The organism is Fodinicola feengrottensis, from assembly GCF_010993775.1.
Lineage (GTDB): Bacteria > Actinomycetota > Actinomycetes > Mycobacteriales > HKI-0501 > Fodinicola > Fodinicola feengrottensis.
The window spans coordinates 39893-56049 of record NZ_WOTO01000014.1 but is presented as its reverse complement, the minus strand read 5'-3'; the positions used below and the strand labels follow the sequence as shown (position 1 = coordinate 56049).

The window sequence follows — 16157 nt, the reverse complement described above, 5'->3', positions numbered from 1 at the left end:
GACCCGTTGGGGCGGTCAGCCGCCCCAACGGGTCCCTTTTCTAACGCTTGCCGGCGAGGAGAACTTTGGCGACATGGGTGACGGCCGCGACGCCTCCGTCGTACGTACCGGAAGGGGTCAGGCGATACATGATCGCGACCTGCCACCGCTCGTCCTTGCCGGCAAACCCGACGCTGTTGATGACCCAGTGCAGGGTCCCGGCGTCGTGTTCCTGCGACCAGCCGTCCTTGTTGCCGGGGCTGGCCGCCTGGTCAGCGCCACCCCAGACACCCCACTGCTGGTTCTCGCCGACCGACCTGAGCTTGCCGACCAAGTACGCGCGGATGTCCGGCGAGGTCTTGTCCAGCACGTACGCCATCAGGTGGTCGAGGTCGTTCGGCGCGCACTTCATGTAGCCCCAGTAGCGGTCGAAACCGTCCACGAAGGTGGCGCCGGTCATCCCGTACTTCTCCCGCCACGTCGGCAGCTGCGCCGCCCCGCCCGCGCGCGCTTCCACACAGCACGTCGGCCGCGTGGTCGTCGGACACCCGCAGCATCGACGACATCAGGGACTTGTCGCTGCTGGACAGGGTGATCTTGCCGGCGGCCTGCTCCTCCAGCAGGTACGTGGCGATGGCGAGCTTGACGGTGGAAGCCGTCCACAGCTTGTACGCGGCGTTGACGCTGTGGAAGACCGCGCCGGTCTGCCGGTCGCGCACCACGAAGCCGATCACGCCCGGCTGAGCTTTGATGTACGTCTCCGCGGCCGCGAACCGGTTGCGGTCATCGCAGGAGAAACCCTCTCCTGGGCCCGCACAACTCGGCGACGGGGTCGGCGAGGCGGACGGGGACGGCGGCGTCGTCGGTGCGACCGAACTGGCCTTGGCCGACGGCGTCGGCGACGCCTGCGCGGCGGAGTGGCCACACCCCGTACAAGCGGCGGCGACCGTGACCAGCGCAACGGGGACTGCAAGCGCCATCAGCGCACGTCGTATCACCCAGAAGGGAACGGTACGCCGCCCCGTACTCGCCCCTCGCGCGCTGGTGCGTGAGGATGGACGTCATGAGCGAAGAGCAGGGTGAGACCCGCGAGCCACACCAGGTCGTGGTGATTGGACCGAACGGCCAGCCGGTCGCGGTGGCGACCACCGGCGACGGTGACAGCGAGGAGCTGGACCCGACCCAGCTGATCGAGCAGCCGGCCAAGGTCATGCGGATCGGCACCATGATCAAGCAGCTGCTGGAGGAAGTTCGGGCGGCCCCGCTGGACGAGGCGAGCAGGTCCCGGCTGAAGGAAATCCACAGCCGCTCGATCAAGGAGTTGGAGGACGGCCTCGCGCCAGAGCTCAAGGAAGAGCTGGAACGGCTGTCCCTGCCACTGGCCGAAGGCACCCCGAGCGAGTCCGAGCTGCGGATCGCGCAGGCCCAGCTGGTCGGCTGGCTGGAGGGCCTCTTCCACGGCATTCAGGCGGCGCTGGTCGCGCAGCAGATGGCGGCGAGGATGCAGCTGGATCAGATGCGTGGCGGCGGCGGTGGCCGGCCCGCGCTGCCACCGGGCATCGGCCTGATGGGCGGCCCCGGCGGCCCGGGCATGCCGGGTCCGGAGCGCGGCGATTCCGGACACTCCCCTGGTACGGGGCAGTATCTCTAGCTGAGAAGTCGCTCCAGGACGACAGCCACGCCGTCGTCATCGTTGCTCTTCGTGACTTCGGTGGCGGCGGCTTTGGCGTCCGGGTGGGCATCGGCGACCGCCACTGAGTGGCCGGCCCAGCGCAGCATCGAGATGTCGTTGGGCATGTCGCCGAATGCGACGACATCCTCGGCTCGTACGCCATGGCGCGCGGCCAGCCAGTCCAGCGCAGCCGCCTTGGTGACCCCGTCGGCGGAGATCTCGATCAGCCCGGCGGCGAGGCTGGAATGGGTCGGGGTCGCCACCCCGGCCAGCAGTTCCGTACAGCGGGCCAGCAGCTCGTCGCCGTCCGCCTCATAGACCCGGGCGAGCAGTTTGAGCGCCGGCTCGGTGACCAGCTCGGCGAGCTCCAGCTCGCGGGGCTGCGCGAGATCGGCCCGTACCCGATAGCCAGCCTCCTTGACCATCCCGGTGTGCCGCTCGACCGCGAAGTGGACGGTGCCGAGCTCATCGCGCAGCCGCCGGGTCGCCTCGGCCAGGTTCGCGGGACTGATCGGCCAGGTGATCAGGTCGGTGCCGTCCACGTCCAGGACGCGGGCGCCGTTGCTGCAGATCACCTCGGCGTACCGGCCGATCCGGTCCAGCACCACCGCCAGCCACCGCACCGGCCGGCCGGCCGGTCACCACCACGAAGGGCACGCCGGCCGTACGGGCCGCGGCGAGGGCGGCGATCGTCCGCTCGGAGATGGTCAGGTCGCGCTGCGGAGCAGGGTGCCGTCCAGGTCGCAGGCGATCATGCCGGGCAGGGTCATCCTCCTATCCTCGCCCGGCACTGTCGGGGTGCGCAGGTACGGTCGGGGATTGTGAGAATTGGAGTGCTGTGCCTGCCCACCGATGACTGGCCGACGTGGCTCGCTCGGGCCCGCCACCTGGACAGTCTCGGCTATGCGCATCTCTGGACCTTCGACCACCTGTCGTGGCGGGAGTATGCCGGGCGGCCGTGGATGTCGGCGCTCCCGCTACTGACCGCCACCGCCGCCACGACCAACCGCATCCGCCTCGGCACCATGGTCGCCTCGCCGAACTTCCGGCACCCGGTGCCCTTCGCGCATGAGCTGATGACCCTCGACCAAATCTCCGCCGGCCGCTTCATCCTCGGCATCGGCGCTGGTGGCACCGGCTGGGACGCCACCGCGTTGGGCCTGCCGGCCTGGTCCACACCCGAACGCGTCAGCCGGTTCGGCGAATTTCTGTCCACATTGGACACTCTGCTGACCCAGCCGGAAACGACGCTTTCCGGCACGTACTACAGCGCCTCCCAGGTCAGGATTGTGCCTGGTTGCGCGCAAAAACCACGGTTGCCGTTCGGCATAGCCGCGGTCGGACGTAAAGCGCTGGCGCTGACCGCCCGCTATGGCGACGCCTGGGTGACGACCGGCGCGAGCCCGACCAGGCCGGTCGAGGAATGGCGGCTCAGCATCGCCGAACAGTGGCGAACCATCGAGGAGGAGTGCGCGAAAATCGATCGCGATCCAGGCTCGATCGACAAGATTTTCGTCGCTGGCGGCACTCCGGAGCGCTTCACCTCCACTGTGGACACCTTCGCCAATCTCGTCGACGAACTCGGCAAGGCCGACTTCACCGACCTGGTCTTCCAGCATCCGCGCGAAGACGACGAACGGTGGAACGACCCGATCGAGGTTGTCGAGCAGATCGCCCAACGTTTTCTTCACGGATCAGCGGAAAATTCATGCGTATCGGAGTGATGCAGCTCCCAACCGACGACTGGCCGACCTGGATCGCCCGGGCCCGCCGACTGGAAAGCCTCGGGTTCCACCATCTCTGGATGCCCGATCATCTGTCGTGGCGCGAATACGCCGGCCGACCGTGGCTTTCCGCCCTCCCGCTGCTGACGGCGACGGCCGCGGCCACCAGCAGGATCCGGCTGGGCACCATGGTCGCTTCTCCCAGCTTCCGGCACCCGGTCCCTTTCGCGCATGAGCTGATGACCCTCGACCAGATCTCCGCCGGCCGCTTCATCCTCGGCATCGGCGCCGGCGCGATGGGTGGCTGGGACGAGTCCGCACTAGGCCGCCCGGCGTGGCCCGCAGCCGAACGCGTCGGCCGGTTCGGCGAATTCCTGTCCACATTGGACACTCTGCTGACCCAGCCGGAAACGACATTTTCCGGCACGTACTACAGCGCCTCCCAGGTCAGAATTGTCCCCGGCTGCGTACAAAAACCCCCGCATCCCCTTCGCCATCGCCGCAACCGGCCGGAAGGCCCTCGCGCTGGCCGCCCGGCACGCCGACGCCTGGGTCACCACCGGAGGCGGCAAGGACTTCGCGCAATGGCGCCTCAACATCGCCTCGCAATGGCGGATCATCGAGGACGAATGCGGGAAAATCAACCGGGATCCCAGCACCATCGACAAAATCTTCACCGCCGGCTTCATCCCGGAACACGTGACGGCCTCACTGACCGCTTTCACCGACTTCACCGGCGAATTGACCGAAGCCGGTTTCACCGACACGATCTTCCATTACCCACGCCCCGACGACGACCGCTGGAACGACCCCGTCGAGGTCGTCGACCAGATCGCCGCCCACTTCCACCTCGCCCCAGATTCCGGCGAACCACCATCCAGGCACCCGCGAATGTAACGGAACGGCTCAGTTTTTGTGAAGGGGGAAAGAAAAAAACAGACACGTACGACACTTTCGCGCCGTCAAGCGCCCTTGACACCAAACCCTAGCGGCCGGATTCGCCGAACCAGCGGGCGAGTGGGCCGGCTCGGCCGACGGCGCGGAGGCGGCGTTCGGCTTCTTCGCGTACGCCGTCGGCGGCGACGACGAGCAGGGTGTCGCCGACGGCGAGTCGGGTGTGCAGGCTGGGCACCGAGGTGTCGTCGCCGCGGGTTACCAAGGAGACCACCGCGCCTTCGGGGAGCCGCAGGTCCAGCACGTACGAGCCGTGCAGGCGTGAATGCGGTGGCACGGTGACGCTGAGCAGGTCGGCGTTGATCTGGTCCAGCGGCGCGACTTCCACGTCGACGTCGCGCACCTCGGTGTCGGCGACCACCCCGAGCCGCCGCGCCACCCACGGCAGAGTGGGCGCCTGAATCAACGTGAAAACGAAGACCAGCACGAAAACGATGTCGAAGATGAGCTCGCCGTTGACACTGTGGGTGGCCAGCGGGATGGTCGCGAGCACGATCGGTACGGCTCCGCGCAGGCCCGCCCACGACAGGAATGCCTGATCCCGTAACGGAATCCGGAACGGCAACGACGAGGCGAGCACCGACAACGGCCGGGCGAGCAGAAGCAATCCGGTGCCGATCACCAAAGCCGGGACGATCGCGGCCGGCAGCCGCAGCGGGCTCGCGAGCAGGCCGAGCAACACGAACATGCCAATCTGCGCCAGCCACGCAAGCGCCTCGACGAAACCGATGCTGGCGTGTCGGTGCGGCAGGTGGGAATTGCCGAGCCACAGACCAGTCAGATAGATGGCGAGGAAGCCGGAGGCGTGCAGCAGGGTCGTCCCGGTGTACGACAACATCGCGAAAGCCATTATCGCGAGCGGATAGAGCCCGGCGACCGGCAGCGACACCCGGCTGAGCACCTGCTGCCCGATCCATCCGGCGAGCAGCCCGATCGCGATGCCGACGGCCAACTCGTAGCCCATGGTGCCGAGCGCACCCCACAGTCCCGACTGCGACCAGGCATTGGACACCACAAGTGTGACCAGCAGGACGACTGGCGCGTCGTTGAAACCGGACTCGGCCTCCAGGATCGCCGCCAGCCGCCCGCGCAGCGGCAGTCGGCGCAGTACGGAGAAGACCGCGGCCGCGTCGGTGCCACTCACCACCCGCACCCCAGCAGCAACGCCGTACGCCAGTCCGTCGCCAGCACCCAGTGCGCGATCACCGCGGTCACCACGACGCTGACCAGCACCCCAACGGTGGCCAGCAGCGCGGCCGGGCCGAGCGCCGGCCGAATAGTGTCCCAACGGGCGGTCAGCCCGCCTTCGGCGAGGATCACCGCCAACGCGATCAGCCCGAGACTCTGGGTGAGCTCGGCGTCGGAGAACCGGATCCCCAGGCCCGCGTCGCCGATGGCCAGCCCGATGCCCAGATAGATCAGCAGGCTGGGCAGCCCTGTTCGTACGGCCGCACGCACCGCGACCACGGCCAGCAGCAGGATGACGCTGCCAGCCAGCAGCACGAGAGTGAGGTGTTCGCTGATCACAGCGGCCCGGAAAGTACGGCCATCGGCGTACCCCTTCCGCCGCACGACGCCTTCGGTAAAGCCAAGTTTACTTGATGGGGCGGTGCCCACCAAAACGCACAATACGCGCAGTCCACTGAGGACAGTCCGGCGAAACCCTGGGCGGGACAAAGAAAATCCCCCTGTACGCGCGAACGTACAGGGGGATTTGGGGAGAGACTATTTTCCGGTGAGCTGCGCCACTACCGGCGCGAGGTCGTCCATGAAGACCGAGTTGACGGTGACGTACGAAGTCCCGAAAGCGTCCCGCCGGCGCTGCAGTTCGTCGACCATCTGCTGGGGGCTGCCGGGCAACAGTGCCAGCGAGTCACGCTCGACCAGGGTGGCCCGGTCCGCGCCGACGAAACCCTTCACCCACTCCGGCATGTCCGCATCACCAACCACGAAGAGGTTCATCGAGAACTCGATGTCGTCAGCCCGCGAGCCGGCCGCGGCCCGCACCTCGGCGACCCGCTCAGCAGTCTCGTCACGAGTGACGAAGGCGCCGCCGGCGAGCGCCGCGATGTCCGCCTTCTGCCCGGCCAGCTCGCGCGCTTTCGGTCCGCCGGCGGCGATCATGACGGGCGTGTGCGCATCACCGTCGAGCTTGCGTACGTGATCGATGGTGTCGGAGATCTGCCGCAGCCGCCGCCGGCCGACTCGTACGACAGGCCGAGCTCGGCGGCCTGGTCTTTCATGACCGGCAGCCCGGTGCCCAGACCCAGCTCGAACCGACCTTCGGTCATGCTGCTCAGACTGTGCGCGTCCCAGGCCGCGGCCCGGGGCGTACGCAGCGGGCTGGCCAGCACGAACGTGCCCACCCGCAGGCTGGTGGTGACGCTCGCGGCGATCGCCAGCGACACGGTTGGCGCCGCGAAATGCAGGTTGTCCGGGGTCAGCAGGGTGGAAAAGCCCTGCTCTTCGGCTCGTACGGCCAGATCCCGCCACTGTTTCGCGCCGCCCTGCGGCGCCGCCACCACCCCGAACCGGAAAGCCCTGCCAGCCATCACGCCACCTTCTCAATTGAGTGCACTACGAAATGATTCTACAGTGGAATCATTCTGAGAGCTAAGCACTCTCAGTGACCGCTCAGCTTCTCCAGCACCGGCGCGAACTGCTCCTTCGAGTCGCCGTTGAGGACGAAGTACGAGACGCCGAGGGCCTTACGCCGGCGTTCCAGCTCGTCGGCCATCTCCTGAGTGCTGCCCCACAGGCCGGCCGCCGACTGGGTGTCCCGGATCGTCTTCGCGTCCGTACCGATGAAGCTCTCGCTACGCGGCGACAGGTCGCCGTTCACCGTCCAGATGTTCATCGCGATCTCGATCCGGTCGGCCCGGTCGCCGGCCGCTTCCCGGATTCGCCCGGTGATGGCCGCGATCTCGTCGTCCGGCGTGAGCGCGCCTATCGCGAGATGCACGATGTCGGCCTCGGCGGCGGCGAGCGCGGTGCCCTTCGGTCCGCCACCAATCGCGATCATGATGGGCGTACGAGCCTCGCCATCCAGCTCCCGCACGTGCTTGATCGTCTCGGCAACCTGTTCCAGTCGCCGCGCCGCGGAGCCGTAGGGCATGCCCAAGATGGCGGACTCGTCCTTCATCGACGGCCGCCCAGAGCCCAGCCCTAGATCGAACCGGCCGTTCGTCAAGACCGTCAACGTGTGTGCGTCCCAGGCCGCTGACCTGGGCGTACGCAGCGGACTCGCGAGCACGAACGAGCCCACCCGCAGAGTGCTGGTCGCGGTCGCCGCGACCGCGAGACTGGGCACCGTCGACAGCAGGAAAACGCCGTCCGGCATCAGCAGGGTCGAATAGCCGAGTTCCTCGACCCGCACCGCGGCGGCTCGCCACTGCTCGCCGTCACCGATCGGGACCTGCGTCACCCCGAACCTGAATGCGGGCATCTCAGCGACCCGCCAGTTTTTCCAGCACCGGCGCGAAATCTTCGTAGCAATGCACAGTGAAGTACGAGAGTCCAGTTGCCTCCCGGCGCCGTTCCAGCTCGTCCGCCATCTCCGAAACGTCACCGCGCAAATACGACACCGAGTTGTGCTCGATCAGGGCTTTCGTGGTCGTACCGAGGAAGTTCTCCATCTCCGGCGGCGGCAGCTCGGAATTCACCGCGAAAATGTTAGCGCCGATTTCAATCTGATCGGCACGGTCGCCGGCCGCCTCCCGAATGCCGGCGACGACCTCGGCCAGCTCGGCCTCGGGCAGCACCGGGTTGACCGCCAACTGGATGCTGTCGGCCTCAGCGGCCGCGAGCGCCCTGGCCTTGGGCGCGCCACTGATCGCCATCATGACCGGGGTACGCGCGTCGCCATCCAGTTCGCGTACGTGCCGGATGGCCTGCGCGACCTGCTCCAACCGTTCGCCGCCGGTCCCGTACGGCATCCCGAGAACCGCCGACTCCTCTTTCATCGACGGCCGGCCGACGCCGATACCGAAGTCGAAGCGGCCATCGGTAACAACCGTCATCGTGTGCGCGTCCCAGGCCGCTGACCTGGGCGTCCGCAGTGAGGCCGCGAGCACGAACGTACCCACCCGCAGCGTCGTGGTCGCGCCGGCGGCGACCGCGAGACTGGGGATCGGGGAAAGCCAGTGCACCCCGTCCGGCATCAGCAGGGTCGAATAGCCGAGCTGCTCAACCTGCTGCCCGGTGGCCCGCCACTGCGCGCCGTCCCCTCGCGGTGAACGGACGGCGGCAAAACGGAAAGGCCTGGTCGTCATGTCGGTTCCTCCTGCGGATCAATTCATGTCGTGAACGATCCTAAGTCGGAACTATCCGAACCAGCGCTCCAATTCCACCGCTACGCCGTCCTCGTCGACAGTCGCGGTCACCACATCGGCGACCGCCTTGACCTTGTCCGGGGCCTGGCCCATCGCGACCGACCTGCCGGCCCACCGCAACATCGGCATGTCGTTGCTGCCGTCGCCGATGGCCAGCACGTCGGCCACGTCCACGCCCAGATCCGCGGCCAGCATCGCGGCGCCGGTCGCCTTGTTCACATTCGGACCGGACACGTCGATCCAGCCGGTGTAGCCGGTTTCCCAGCTGTTCTTCGCCGGGTCGAGGACCGAAGCGACCAGTTCCTCGGCCCACCGCGCGCGCGGCCGCGCCATGCCACTCCTCACCACGAGTGTCACCGTCCGACGGACGAGCCACCAGCCGGGTGGTCGGCTGGGACAACAGCTCGGGCAGGTCGGCGACGCCGAAGAACTTCGACGGAAAGTCGAGGTGGAAGTCAGCGGTGTGCAGGAAGCCGGACAGCCCGCGCTCCACCGCGAAAGCGAGGTGTACGTCCGCGGACAGCAGCGCCTGCGCGGCCGGGGGTCGGGTCGAAGGTGACCTCGTGCCGAACCTGCCTAGCGTCCGCGTCAAAGACCACCGCGCCGTTGCTGCAAACCAGCTGGATGCCGTGTAGGCCCAGGTCAGCGGCGGTAGGCAGGGCACTCCACACGGCCCGGCCAGTGGCGATGGTGACCGGTACGCCAGCCGCCAGCGTCGCCGCGACGGCGTCCCTTACCCGCTGGTTGGGCAGCGCCCGCTCCTGGTAATACGGCACCACCGTGCCGTCGAGGTCCAGGACAACCAGCTTCGGCCGCCAGCCCTGGTCCGGATTCGCGCCCGCCCGCTGGCTCATCCAGCCACCGGGGTGAGGACCTCGCGACCACCCAGATACGACTGCAACGCCTTCGGTACGCGTACCGACCCGTCCGGCTGCTGGTGGTTCTCCAGGATCGCGACGATCCACCGGGTGGTGGCGAGCGTGCCGTTCAGGGTCGCCGCGGTCTGCGGTTTGCCGTTCTCGTCGCGATAGCGGATGTTCAGCCGGCGGGCCTGGAAGGTCGTGCAGTTCGACGTGGAGGTGAGCTCCAGCCAGCGGTTCTGCGACGGCAGCCAGGCCTCGCAGTCGTACTTGCGCGCCGCCGACGAGCCGAGGTCACCGGCCGCCGTGTCGATCACCCGGTAGGGCAGCTCGACCTTGCTGAGCATCTCCTCTTCCCAGGCCACCAGCCGGTCGTGCTCGGCGGCTGCCTCCTCGGGTCGTGCGTACGAGAACATCTCCAGCTTGTCGAACTGGTGCACCCGGATGATGATGCCGCGGGTGTCCTTGCCGTACGAGCCGGCCTCCCGGCGATAGCACGACGACCAGCCGGCATACCGGACTGGACCCTTCGACAGGTCGATGATCTCGTCGCTGTGATAGCCGGCGAGCGCCACCTCGGACGTCCCGACCAGGTAGAGGTCGTCGGCTTCCAGCTTGTAGACCTCAGGCGCGTGCGAGCCCAGGAACCCGGTGCCGGCCATGATCTCCGGGCGTACGACCGATGGCGTGGTCATCAGTGTGAAGCCGTGGTCGATCGCCTGGTCGGCGGCCATCGTCAGCAGCGCCAGCTGCAGCTGCGCGCCGATCCCGGTGAGGAAGTAGAACCGGGCGCCAGAGACCTTGGCGCCGCGTTCCATATCGATGGCCCGCAGGCCCTCGCCGAGCTCCAGGTGGTCGCGCACCTTCTCCAGCTCCGGCTTCTCGCCGACTTCGCGCAGCACCACGTAGTCGTCCTCGCCGCCCGGCGGCACGTCCGGCTGGACCACGTTCGGGATGGCCAGCTGGGCCTGCTGCAGGGTGGTCTCGGCTTCGGCCACCGCGCTCTCGGCCCGTTTGACCTCGGCGGCCAACTCCTTCGTACGCGCCATCAACTGCTCGCGCTCGGGGCCGGTCGCTTTCGGAATTCGCTTGCCCAGCGACTTCTGCTCGGACCGCAGCTGCTCGAAGCGCAGCACCACCGAACGCCTGGACTCGTCGGCGGCCCGCAACGTGTCCACCGCTTCGGCGGACTCGCCGCGGGCTCGCTGGCTTGCTCTGACGGTGTCCGGGTCTTCACGGATAAGGCGCAGGTCAATCACACCTACGAGGGTACCGACACCGCCCTGGACGCCCGAACGCTTATCCGCCCGACCGGCGCCGGCAGGAACGTGATCGCGACGAACAGCACAATCGTCAGCCCGTCCACCGCCATCCGCATCCAGTCGATGCTCAGCCAGCCGCCCACCTGCTGCTGGACCAGCTCGGCCGACTTCTGACTGCCTTGCCAGCGCAGCACGGCCGGCGCGAAGTACAGGTAAGTCGCGACCCGCTCCAGGTAGTAGAGGACGGCAGCAACGATCGCGATTTTGCGCCGTACCGGCGACCGCCAGTTGAAGAACAGCGCCAACGGCACCAGGATCCATTCGGTCAGCGGATTGAAAGTCGCGTAGAAACCCACTGTTCCGTTGCCGGCGGTCTGGATCATGCTCAGATACGCGTCAGGGTTGGGAAACATCATCAGTTCCAGCAGGATTCCCGGCGTCAGCAACATGGTCGCGCACAGCGCCACCGCGATCGCCGACGCGTTCGAGGCATTGCGCGGATTCTCCCTGAAACGCTCCAGCAGACGGCTGACTCCGTACGCGATCGCGGTCCAGACCAAGCCGAGCGATACGCCCAGCCCGAGTTCGACAAAGATCGGCCCATTGAATATCCGTGCTTCGAGAAACCCCAGCGTCGAGGCGAAAAGTGCGATGAGAACGTACGTCATCGGGCCAGCACCGTCCGCATTGCGCCTCCAGATCCGCCGCCGTACCAGCGCCGACGGACCGCCAGGCGATGAACCGGTCTGGGCGTACGAGCGTGGCACCTTCCGCCCCGATGCCGTATTTCTCGCGCCAACCCGGAGCGTCCAGCAGGACAGGCTTGACCGTCACGCCCAGCCGCTCACCAACCTCACCCGCCGCCTGCACCCAGGCCTGCGATTCGGTCAGCAGTACGAAACTCCGGCCGAACAGATCGATTGTCGACGACTTGTCCGGCAGCCACACGTGCGGCGCATGTGACCCCGGCCGACCGGTCGGATGGGCCGGATCCTCGACGCCTGCACCGTCCTCGTCCGGCTCTGGTACGACCGCGCCGCCCGGATAGCGATAGCCGAGCAACGCCTGTTCCGGCGGAATAATCGGGTCTTCCTTACCGTCGGCCAACTGCGGTGCGGAGCGGAAGATCATGTTCGAATACTGCTGCCCAGCGACCAAATCCCCGTACGGCCGGCGCTCGATGTCGTCGTAACTGTCCAGCAGCTGTTGACCGGCTTGGCCGTTGACCACCGCGGCCAGTTTCCAGGCCAGGTAAAAGCCGTCCATCACCGCCGTGTTGCCACCCTGACCGCCGTGCGGCGGCATGGTGTGGGCAGCGTCTCCGACCAGGAACACGCGCCCCTGGCTGAACCGGTCGGCGATTCGGTGCGCGATCCCGGTCGCCGCGCGATCGACGATTTTCACTTCCAGATCAGCGATTCCAACCGCGATGCGCACCTTTTCCACCAGCTCCGCTTCGGAATAGCTGTCCCAGCCGCGGATTTCCGGGTCGTACGCGAAAACCACCACCCACCGGCCGGGCGTGTCCGTGCTGACGAAGCTGCCGGTCCCCTCGACCTCACTCAGCTCTCGGTTCTGCAGGTAGAACAAAGCAAACTCTCGGCCCTTGACGACCTCGTCGAGATCGGCGTCAAAGAGAATGACCATCGCGTGGCCGAGATCGCCGCGACCGTGCCAGCCGATGCCCAGACGGGCCCGGATCTCGCCGCGCCAGCCGTCGGCAGCGACCAGATAATCCGCGGTGACAGAGGAGATCTCGCCGGTCTTCAGGTCTTTCAGTTCGGCGGTAACGCCGTTCGCGTCCTGACTGAAGGACTCCAGTCGCGTACCAAACCTCAGCTCGGCGCCCAGCTCGCGGGCCCGGTCGGCCAGAATCGGCTCGGCCCGCTCCTGGCTGGCCATCGCCATGGTCGCCGGCGAGAGATGCGACCAGTCCGGCCACTCCTCGCCGAGGATCTCGTGGATCGGCGGGCCGGTCACCGTCTGGGCGATCACGATCGGCATGCCGAGGCTGATGTCATAGCCGGCAGCTGTCATCTTCTCCGCTACTCCGGCGTACGACAGCGCCTCCATCGTGTGCCAGGACTGGCCTCGCGCCTTGGGCTGGTTGGACGTGCTCGGATGCCTCTCCACCAGCAGAGATGGCACTCCGTGCAGGCCCAGGAACAGCGCCGTCGAAGTGCCGGCGAGACCGGCGCCGACGATCAGGACGGGCACATGGTTATTGGTCATGATTCCTCGTTTCGAACGGTGTTCGTCTGACGAACACCGTTTCTATCAACGAACACTGTTCGAGTCAAGTACACTGTTCGGCATGGCCACTGATCTGCCTGAACCACCGTGGCGCCGAACGACGTCCCGACCAGTCAAACGACAGCTCTCCACCGAGCTGATCGTGAGCACGGCACTGGACGTGATGGCCAAGGACGGCCTCGACGCGGTCAGCATGCGGCGGGTGGCGCAGCAGCTCGACACCGGTGCGGCGTCGCTTTATGCGCACGTACGCAACAAAAGCGAGCTGCATGAGCTGATGTACGACCAGATCATGAGCACCATCGAGGTGCCCGAGATCGACCCGGCGCGGTGGCAGGAGCAGCTCAAGGAGCTGGCCCGCACGCTGACCAAGGTGATGCTGGACAACCCGGGGGTGGCCCGGATCGCGATGCACACACTGATCCCGACCAGCCCGCAGATGCTGATGGGGATGGACCGGATCCTCGGGTTGCTGGCCGCCGGTGGGCTGCCAGCCAAGGTCGCTTCCTACGTCGCCGACGCGGTCGCGCTCTATACGACGGCGATCGCGTACGAGGCCAGTCTGTGGTCAGACGCCGAGGGTGGCGTGGAAGAGGCTCAGCGGCGGATGGGGCAGATCGACGACTATCTGAGCGCACTGCCGCCCGACCAGCTCGTCCACCTGCGCGCAATGGCGCCGGTGATGGCGGCCGACGACGCGGCCGAGCGCTTCGAGTTCGCGCTCGACCTGCTTATCGGCGGCCTGGATCGCTATGCGCAGAAGCCAGCCACTGATTGACCGCACTGAACAACAGTGGCGCGTTGCGGTGCAGATCCGCCGAATGACCGGCACCCGGCAACACAAAAGTGGTGATGGGCACCGAAAATACAGCTGCTCGCGGGACTTGACCGTTCTCGCGTCCGTGCAAGGGGTCAGCGGTCCGCAGAAAATCGAGTCGTCGTATTGGCCGGTGCCGAGGAAAACCGGAATGCGAATCGGCAGCGTGACGGTCGGCAGAATGGTCGGCACGATGGTGACCTCCTCGGTGGGCGTGCCGTACGTCTTCACCGACTCGTCGTACGCGATCATCGCCGGATCGGCGTCCGCGGTCGAAAAGAAGACCGCCCGGTGCCCGCCCTGGAGCGCGGTCAGGTAACCCAGCGGCGCGCTTGCCAACCGTGGATCCAAAATCGCCGGCACGGACGTGACCACGACACCGGGCGTACCCACCCACAGGGGATAGTGCAGCCAGTCGGTCAGCACCAGCGAGTCGGCGTCGTTGTAGATGCCGGACTCCGACTGCGCGATCGCGGCGCCCATCGAATGGCCGACCAGCACCACCTTCCTGGCCGCACTGCCGGTGATCTTTCCTTTGCGCAGGCCAGAAATCAGTTGATGCACGGTCCACACGTGGGTGGGCACGCTGACCGAGGTGACCAACGGTTTGGTGGACAGGCCGCTCCCGAGCCGGTCGAAGGACACCGTCACGTAGCCGGCCCGAGTGGCCGAGCGGACCCACGAAGAGCGATCCGGGTCAATCGCCGGATCCCAGTAATGGTGGTCGTACGTGTAGCCGGCCACCAACAGTTGCACAGGCTTTCCCACCACTGGGCCGATCGCACAGACCCATGCGGCGATCGTCTGGTTGACGGCCGCGCCAGGCGCCAGTGACACCGGTACGGTTTCCCGCTGGCACGTCGGAACCGCGGAGGTGACGGCTGGTCTGGGGTCAGCCAACACCCGCGCCGTGGAGAAAACGCCCATGAAGAGCAGCACGGCGATCCCCGCCACGAACAGCTTGCGCATCGACTTCACCCCGATGTAGCAACGGAAAACTGGTCACTGATCTCGCTCATCGCGGCGAGCGTACGCGCGCCACCCTCATCGTCCACTGTGGACGACGGCACCACCACCAACTCGTCGTCGATCCCGGCCGCCTGGTAGTCGGCGGCCTTGGCGGCGAGCGTGGCCCGGTCCCCGACCAGGCCCACCGCGGCCGGCACGTTGGTGCCGACTTTTCCCAGTATTTCGCGGGGATGGGCACCGGAACGAGCCAGCGCGACCAGCTCGCCAAAGCCCTCGCGCTCGAACATCTCGGCATAGCCGGGTGCGGCCAGATAGCCGACCAGGCCAGCCCGCAACTGGGCCCACGCGGCCTCCCCCGGGTCGAGGGCGGCGGGTGCCCAGAGCGCCACTCGTGGCCGCGGCCGACCCGCCACAGCGGCCTCTTTTTCCACCAAAGCAACGAGATCAGCGGCGGTAGCTGGGCCAACCAAGTTGAGGACCATCCGCTCGGCATGCCGAGCCGCGACCCGTACGGACGCGGGCCCGAAAGCCGCGATGGTCAAGTCGCCACCGGGTGCGGGCGTACGCAACCGGAAACCACTGGTGCTGACGACCTCGCCGTCCAGGTGCGGTTTTTCGCCGGCCAGCAACGCTTTCACCGCTGTCGCGGACTCTTGGAGGGCCTTCGCCGCCCGGGCCCGGGACCGGCCGTGCCAGCGCTCGACGACCAGCGGGCTGGACGTACCGAGCGCGACCGAGGCCAGCCGACCGGTCAGCGAGGCCACGCTCGCCACACCCATCGCGATCATCATCGGGTCGCGGACGGTGACCGGCAGCGGACCGAGCACCAGCGGGATCCGCTGAGTGGCAGCGGCGACCGCGGTGGCCAGCGCGAACACGTCGTAGGTAGCCATCTCGCCGATCCACAGCTCAGCGAAGGAGCCGGCGTCGGCCAGTCGAGCCGTCTGGACCACCTCGGTGGGCGGCCGGTCCTGCCACAACCCGAGCGAGACGGAAATCCTCAAGCCCGCACCGGCTCTGGCTGGATCTGCGCCCTGACCGCCCATTTCAACATCTTGCCGGCCGGGGTGCGGGGCAGACTCTCCACGATCGCCAGCCGCTCAGGCAGCTTGTACGACGAGATTTTCTTGCGCCGCAGGAATTCCACCAGGTCCATCCAGCGTCGGGGTGGTGCCGGCGGTCGGGACGACGACCGCGCACGTACGCTCCCCCATCACCTCGTCCGGCACGCCGACCACCGCCACGTCGGCCACGCTTGGATGTGCCGCCAGCATGTTCTCGATCTCGGCCGGCGCGATGTTGATGCCACCGCGGATGATGATGTCCTTGACCCGGT

The 16157-nt window shown here is 67.3% G+C and carries 18 protein-coding genes and 5 pseudogenes; 7 read left to right on the top strand and 16 right to left on the bottom strand.

Features of this window, described 5'->3' with window-relative positions; genetic code table 11:
• Window positions 1-40: 40 nt before the first annotated feature.
• Both GNX96_RS15045 and GNX96_RS63570 read right to left on the bottom strand, forming a co-directional pair.
• Window positions 41-496: a hypothetical protein gene (locus tag GNX96_RS15045; RefSeq protein ID WP_163568563.1), complete on the bottom strand. Its 456-nt coding sequence runs from the start codon at window positions 494-496 to the stop codon at window positions 41-43.
• Between the two features lie 127 nt (window positions 497-623).
• Window positions 624-698 (bottom strand): annotated as a pseudogene (locus GNX96_RS63570) (hypothetical protein); the annotation flags it as partial.
• A 31-nt stretch (window positions 699-729) separates the two neighbouring features.
• Between GNX96_RS63570 and GNX96_RS15040 the strand changes: the two are divergent.
• Both GNX96_RS15040 and GNX96_RS15035 read left to right on the top strand, forming a co-directional pair.
• The gene (locus GNX96_RS15040; protein WP_163568562.1) at window positions 730-1062 is read left to right on the top strand and encodes a hypothetical protein; all 333 of its coding nucleotides are present in this window, start codon (window positions 730-732) and stop codon (window positions 1060-1062) included.
• Complete coding sequence (locus tag GNX96_RS15035) at window positions 1043-1630, top strand: bacterial proteasome activator family protein (protein WP_163568561.1); 588 nt, start codon at window positions 1043-1045, stop codon at window positions 1628-1630. The genes GNX96_RS15040 and GNX96_RS15035 overlap by 20 nt, the downstream gene beginning before the upstream one ends.
• On the opposite strand, the gene GNX96_RS15030 is transcribed toward GNX96_RS15035, so the two are convergent.
• Window positions 1627-2226: an HAD hydrolase family protein gene (locus GNX96_RS15030; protein WP_279580398.1), complete on the bottom strand. Its 600-nt coding sequence runs from the start codon at window positions 2224-2226 to the stop codon at window positions 1627-1629. The two genes, GNX96_RS15035 and GNX96_RS15030, sit on opposite strands and share 4 nt — an antisense overlap.
• On the opposite strand from GNX96_RS15030, the gene GNX96_RS51960 reads away from it, so the two are divergent.
• The 4 genes and pseudogenes from GNX96_RS51960 (at window position 2213) to GNX96_RS15015 (ending at window position 4272) form a co-directional block, all read left to right on the top strand.
• A complete protein-coding gene (locus GNX96_RS51960) occupies window positions 2213-2476 on the top strand; it encodes a hypothetical protein (protein WP_279580397.1) in 264 nt (87 codons plus the stop codon). The genes GNX96_RS15030 and GNX96_RS51960 overlap by 14 nt on opposite strands.
• Window positions 2473-3375: an LLM class flavin-dependent oxidoreductase gene (locus GNX96_RS15025; protein ID WP_163568560.1), complete on the top strand. Its 903-nt coding sequence runs from the start codon at window positions 2473-2475 to the stop codon at window positions 3373-3375. The genes GNX96_RS51960 and GNX96_RS15025 overlap by 4 nt, the downstream gene beginning before the upstream one ends.
• A pseudogene (locus GNX96_RS63565) lies at window positions 3360-3803 on the top strand (LLM class flavin-dependent oxidoreductase); the annotation flags it as partial. The gene GNX96_RS15025 and the pseudogene GNX96_RS63565, both read left to right, overlap by 16 nt.
• A gap of 25 nt (window positions 3804-3828) precedes the next feature.
• Window positions 3829-4272, top strand: a complete 444-nt coding sequence (locus tag GNX96_RS15015; RefSeq protein WP_163568559.1) for an LLM class flavin-dependent oxidoreductase — start codon at window positions 3829-3831, stop codon at window positions 4270-4272.
• An 88-nt stretch (window positions 4273-4360) separates the two neighbouring features.
• Here the strand turns inward: GNX96_RS15015 and GNX96_RS15010 are convergent.
• The 9 genes and pseudogenes from GNX96_RS15010 to GNX96_RS14970 all read right to left on the bottom strand — a co-directional run bounded on the left by GNX96_RS15010 (window position 4361) and on the right by GNX96_RS14970 (window position 13014).
• A pseudogene (locus GNX96_RS15010) lies at window positions 4361-5856 on the bottom strand (potassium/proton antiporter).
• A gap of 198 nt (window positions 5857-6054) precedes the next feature.
• Window positions 6055-6881: pseudogene (locus tag GNX96_RS15005) on the bottom strand (LLM class flavin-dependent oxidoreductase).
• Window positions 6882-6952: 71 nt separating this feature from the next.
• Window positions 6953-7774, bottom strand: a complete 822-nt coding sequence (locus GNX96_RS15000) for an LLM class flavin-dependent oxidoreductase (RefSeq protein WP_163568558.1) — start codon at window positions 7772-7774, stop codon at window positions 6953-6955.
• A gap of 1 nt (window position 7775) precedes the next feature.
• Window positions 7776-8600 carry an LLM class flavin-dependent oxidoreductase gene (locus GNX96_RS14995; protein WP_163568557.1) on the bottom strand — a complete coding sequence of 275 codons (825 nt, stop codon included), beginning with the start codon at window positions 8598-8600 and terminating at the stop codon, window positions 7776-7778.
• Window positions 8601-8651: 51 nt separating this feature from the next.
• The gene (locus tag GNX96_RS14990; RefSeq protein ID WP_163568556.1) at window positions 8652-8993 is read right to left on the bottom strand and encodes an HAD family hydrolase; all 342 of its coding nucleotides are present in this window, start codon (window positions 8991-8993) and stop codon (window positions 8652-8654) included.
• Window positions 8994-9115: 122 nt separating this feature from the next.
• Window positions 9116-9514 carry an HAD family hydrolase gene (locus GNX96_RS14985; RefSeq protein ID WP_163568555.1) on the bottom strand — a complete coding sequence of 133 codons (399 nt, stop codon included), beginning with the start codon at window positions 9512-9514 and terminating at the stop codon, window positions 9116-9118.
• A complete protein-coding gene (gene serS, locus GNX96_RS14980) occupies window positions 9511-10779 on the bottom strand; it encodes a serine--tRNA ligase (RefSeq protein ID WP_163568554.1) in 1269 nt (422 codons plus the stop codon). Before serS ends, GNX96_RS14985 begins: the two co-directional genes overlap by 4 nt.
• Window positions 10780-10781: 2 nt before the next feature.
• Window positions 10782-11231, bottom strand: a complete 450-nt coding sequence (locus GNX96_RS14975) for a hypothetical protein (RefSeq protein ID WP_279580396.1) — start codon at window positions 11229-11231, stop codon at window positions 10782-10784.
• Window positions 11179-13014 carry an FAD-dependent monooxygenase gene (locus tag GNX96_RS14970; protein ID WP_163568552.1) on the bottom strand — a complete coding sequence of 612 codons (1836 nt, stop codon included), beginning with the start codon at window positions 13012-13014 and terminating at the stop codon, window positions 11179-11181. Before GNX96_RS14970 ends, GNX96_RS14975 begins: the two co-directional genes overlap by 53 nt.
• Window positions 13015-13096: 82 nt before the next feature.
• On the opposite strand from GNX96_RS14970, the gene GNX96_RS14965 reads away from it, so the two are divergent.
• Window positions 13097-13813: a TetR/AcrR family transcriptional regulator gene (locus GNX96_RS14965; protein ID WP_163568551.1), complete on the top strand. Its 717-nt coding sequence runs from the start codon at window positions 13097-13099 to the stop codon at window positions 13811-13813.
• Between the two features lie 294 nt (window positions 13814-14107).
• Here GNX96_RS14965 and GNX96_RS14960 read toward each other — a convergent pair.
• The 4 genes and pseudogenes from GNX96_RS14960 to GNX96_RS63560 all read right to left on the bottom strand — a co-directional run.
• Window positions 14108-14779 (bottom strand): annotated as a pseudogene (locus GNX96_RS14960) (alpha/beta hydrolase); the annotation flags it as partial.
• A gap of 47 nt (window positions 14780-14826) precedes the next feature.
• Complete coding sequence (locus GNX96_RS14955; protein WP_163568549.1) at window positions 14827-15825, bottom strand: LLM class F420-dependent oxidoreductase; 999 nt, start codon at window positions 15823-15825, stop codon at window positions 14827-14829.
• On the bottom strand, window positions 15822-15968 hold the full coding sequence (locus GNX96_RS14950; RefSeq protein ID WP_163568548.1) for a cyclohexanecarboxylate-CoA ligase: 147 nt from the start codon (window positions 15966-15968) through the stop codon (window positions 15822-15824). The genes GNX96_RS14955 and GNX96_RS14950 overlap by 4 nt, the downstream gene beginning before the upstream one ends.
• Window positions 15922-16095, bottom strand: a complete 174-nt coding sequence (locus tag GNX96_RS63560; RefSeq protein WP_390624016.1) for an AMP-binding enzyme — start codon at window positions 16093-16095, stop codon at window positions 15922-15924. The genes GNX96_RS14950 and GNX96_RS63560 overlap by 47 nt, the downstream gene beginning before the upstream one ends.
• Window positions 16096-16157: the final 62 nt, after the last annotated feature.

Excerpts from the sequence above, each read along its gene's own strand:
- GNX96_RS63560 (WP_390624016.1), bottom strand. The coding sequence starts at position 16,095 with ATGCTGGCGGCACATCCAAGCGTGGCCGACGTGGCGGTGGTCGGCGTG.
- GNX96_RS14965 (WP_163568551.1), top strand. The coding sequence starts at position 13,097 with ATGGCCACTGATCTGCCTGAACCACCGTGGCGCCGAACGACGTCCCGA.
- GNX96_RS15040 (WP_163568562.1), top strand. The coding sequence starts at position 730 with ATGTACGTCTCCGCGGCCGCGAACCGGTTGCGGTCATCGCAGGAGAAA.
- GNX96_RS14975 (WP_279580396.1), bottom strand. The coding sequence starts at position 11,231 with ATGTTGCTGACGCCGGGAATCCTGCTGGAACTGATGATGTTTCCCAAC.
- GNX96_RS15035 (WP_163568561.1), top strand. The coding sequence starts at position 1,043 with ATGAGCGAAGAGCAGGGTGAGACCCGCGAGCCACACCAGGTCGTGGTG.
- GNX96_RS15000 (WP_163568558.1), bottom strand. The coding sequence starts at position 7,774 with ATGCCCGCATTCAGGTTCGGGGTGACGCAGGTCCCGATCGGTGACGGC.
- GNX96_RS14995 (WP_163568557.1), bottom strand. The coding sequence starts at position 8,600 with ATGACGACCAGGCCTTTCCGTTTTGCCGCCGTCCGTTCACCGCGAGGG.
- GNX96_RS14970 (WP_163568552.1), bottom strand. The coding sequence starts at position 13,014 with ATGACCAATAACCATGTGCCCGTCCTGATCGTCGGCGCCGGTCTCGCC.
- GNX96_RS14985 (WP_163568555.1), bottom strand. The coding sequence starts at position 9,514 with ATGAGCCAGCGGGCGGGCGCGAATCCGGACCAGGGCTGGCGGCCGAAG.
- GNX96_RS14990 (WP_163568556.1), bottom strand. The coding sequence starts at position 8,993 with ATGGCGCGGCCGCGCGCGCGGTGGGCCGAGGAACTGGTCGCTTCGGTC.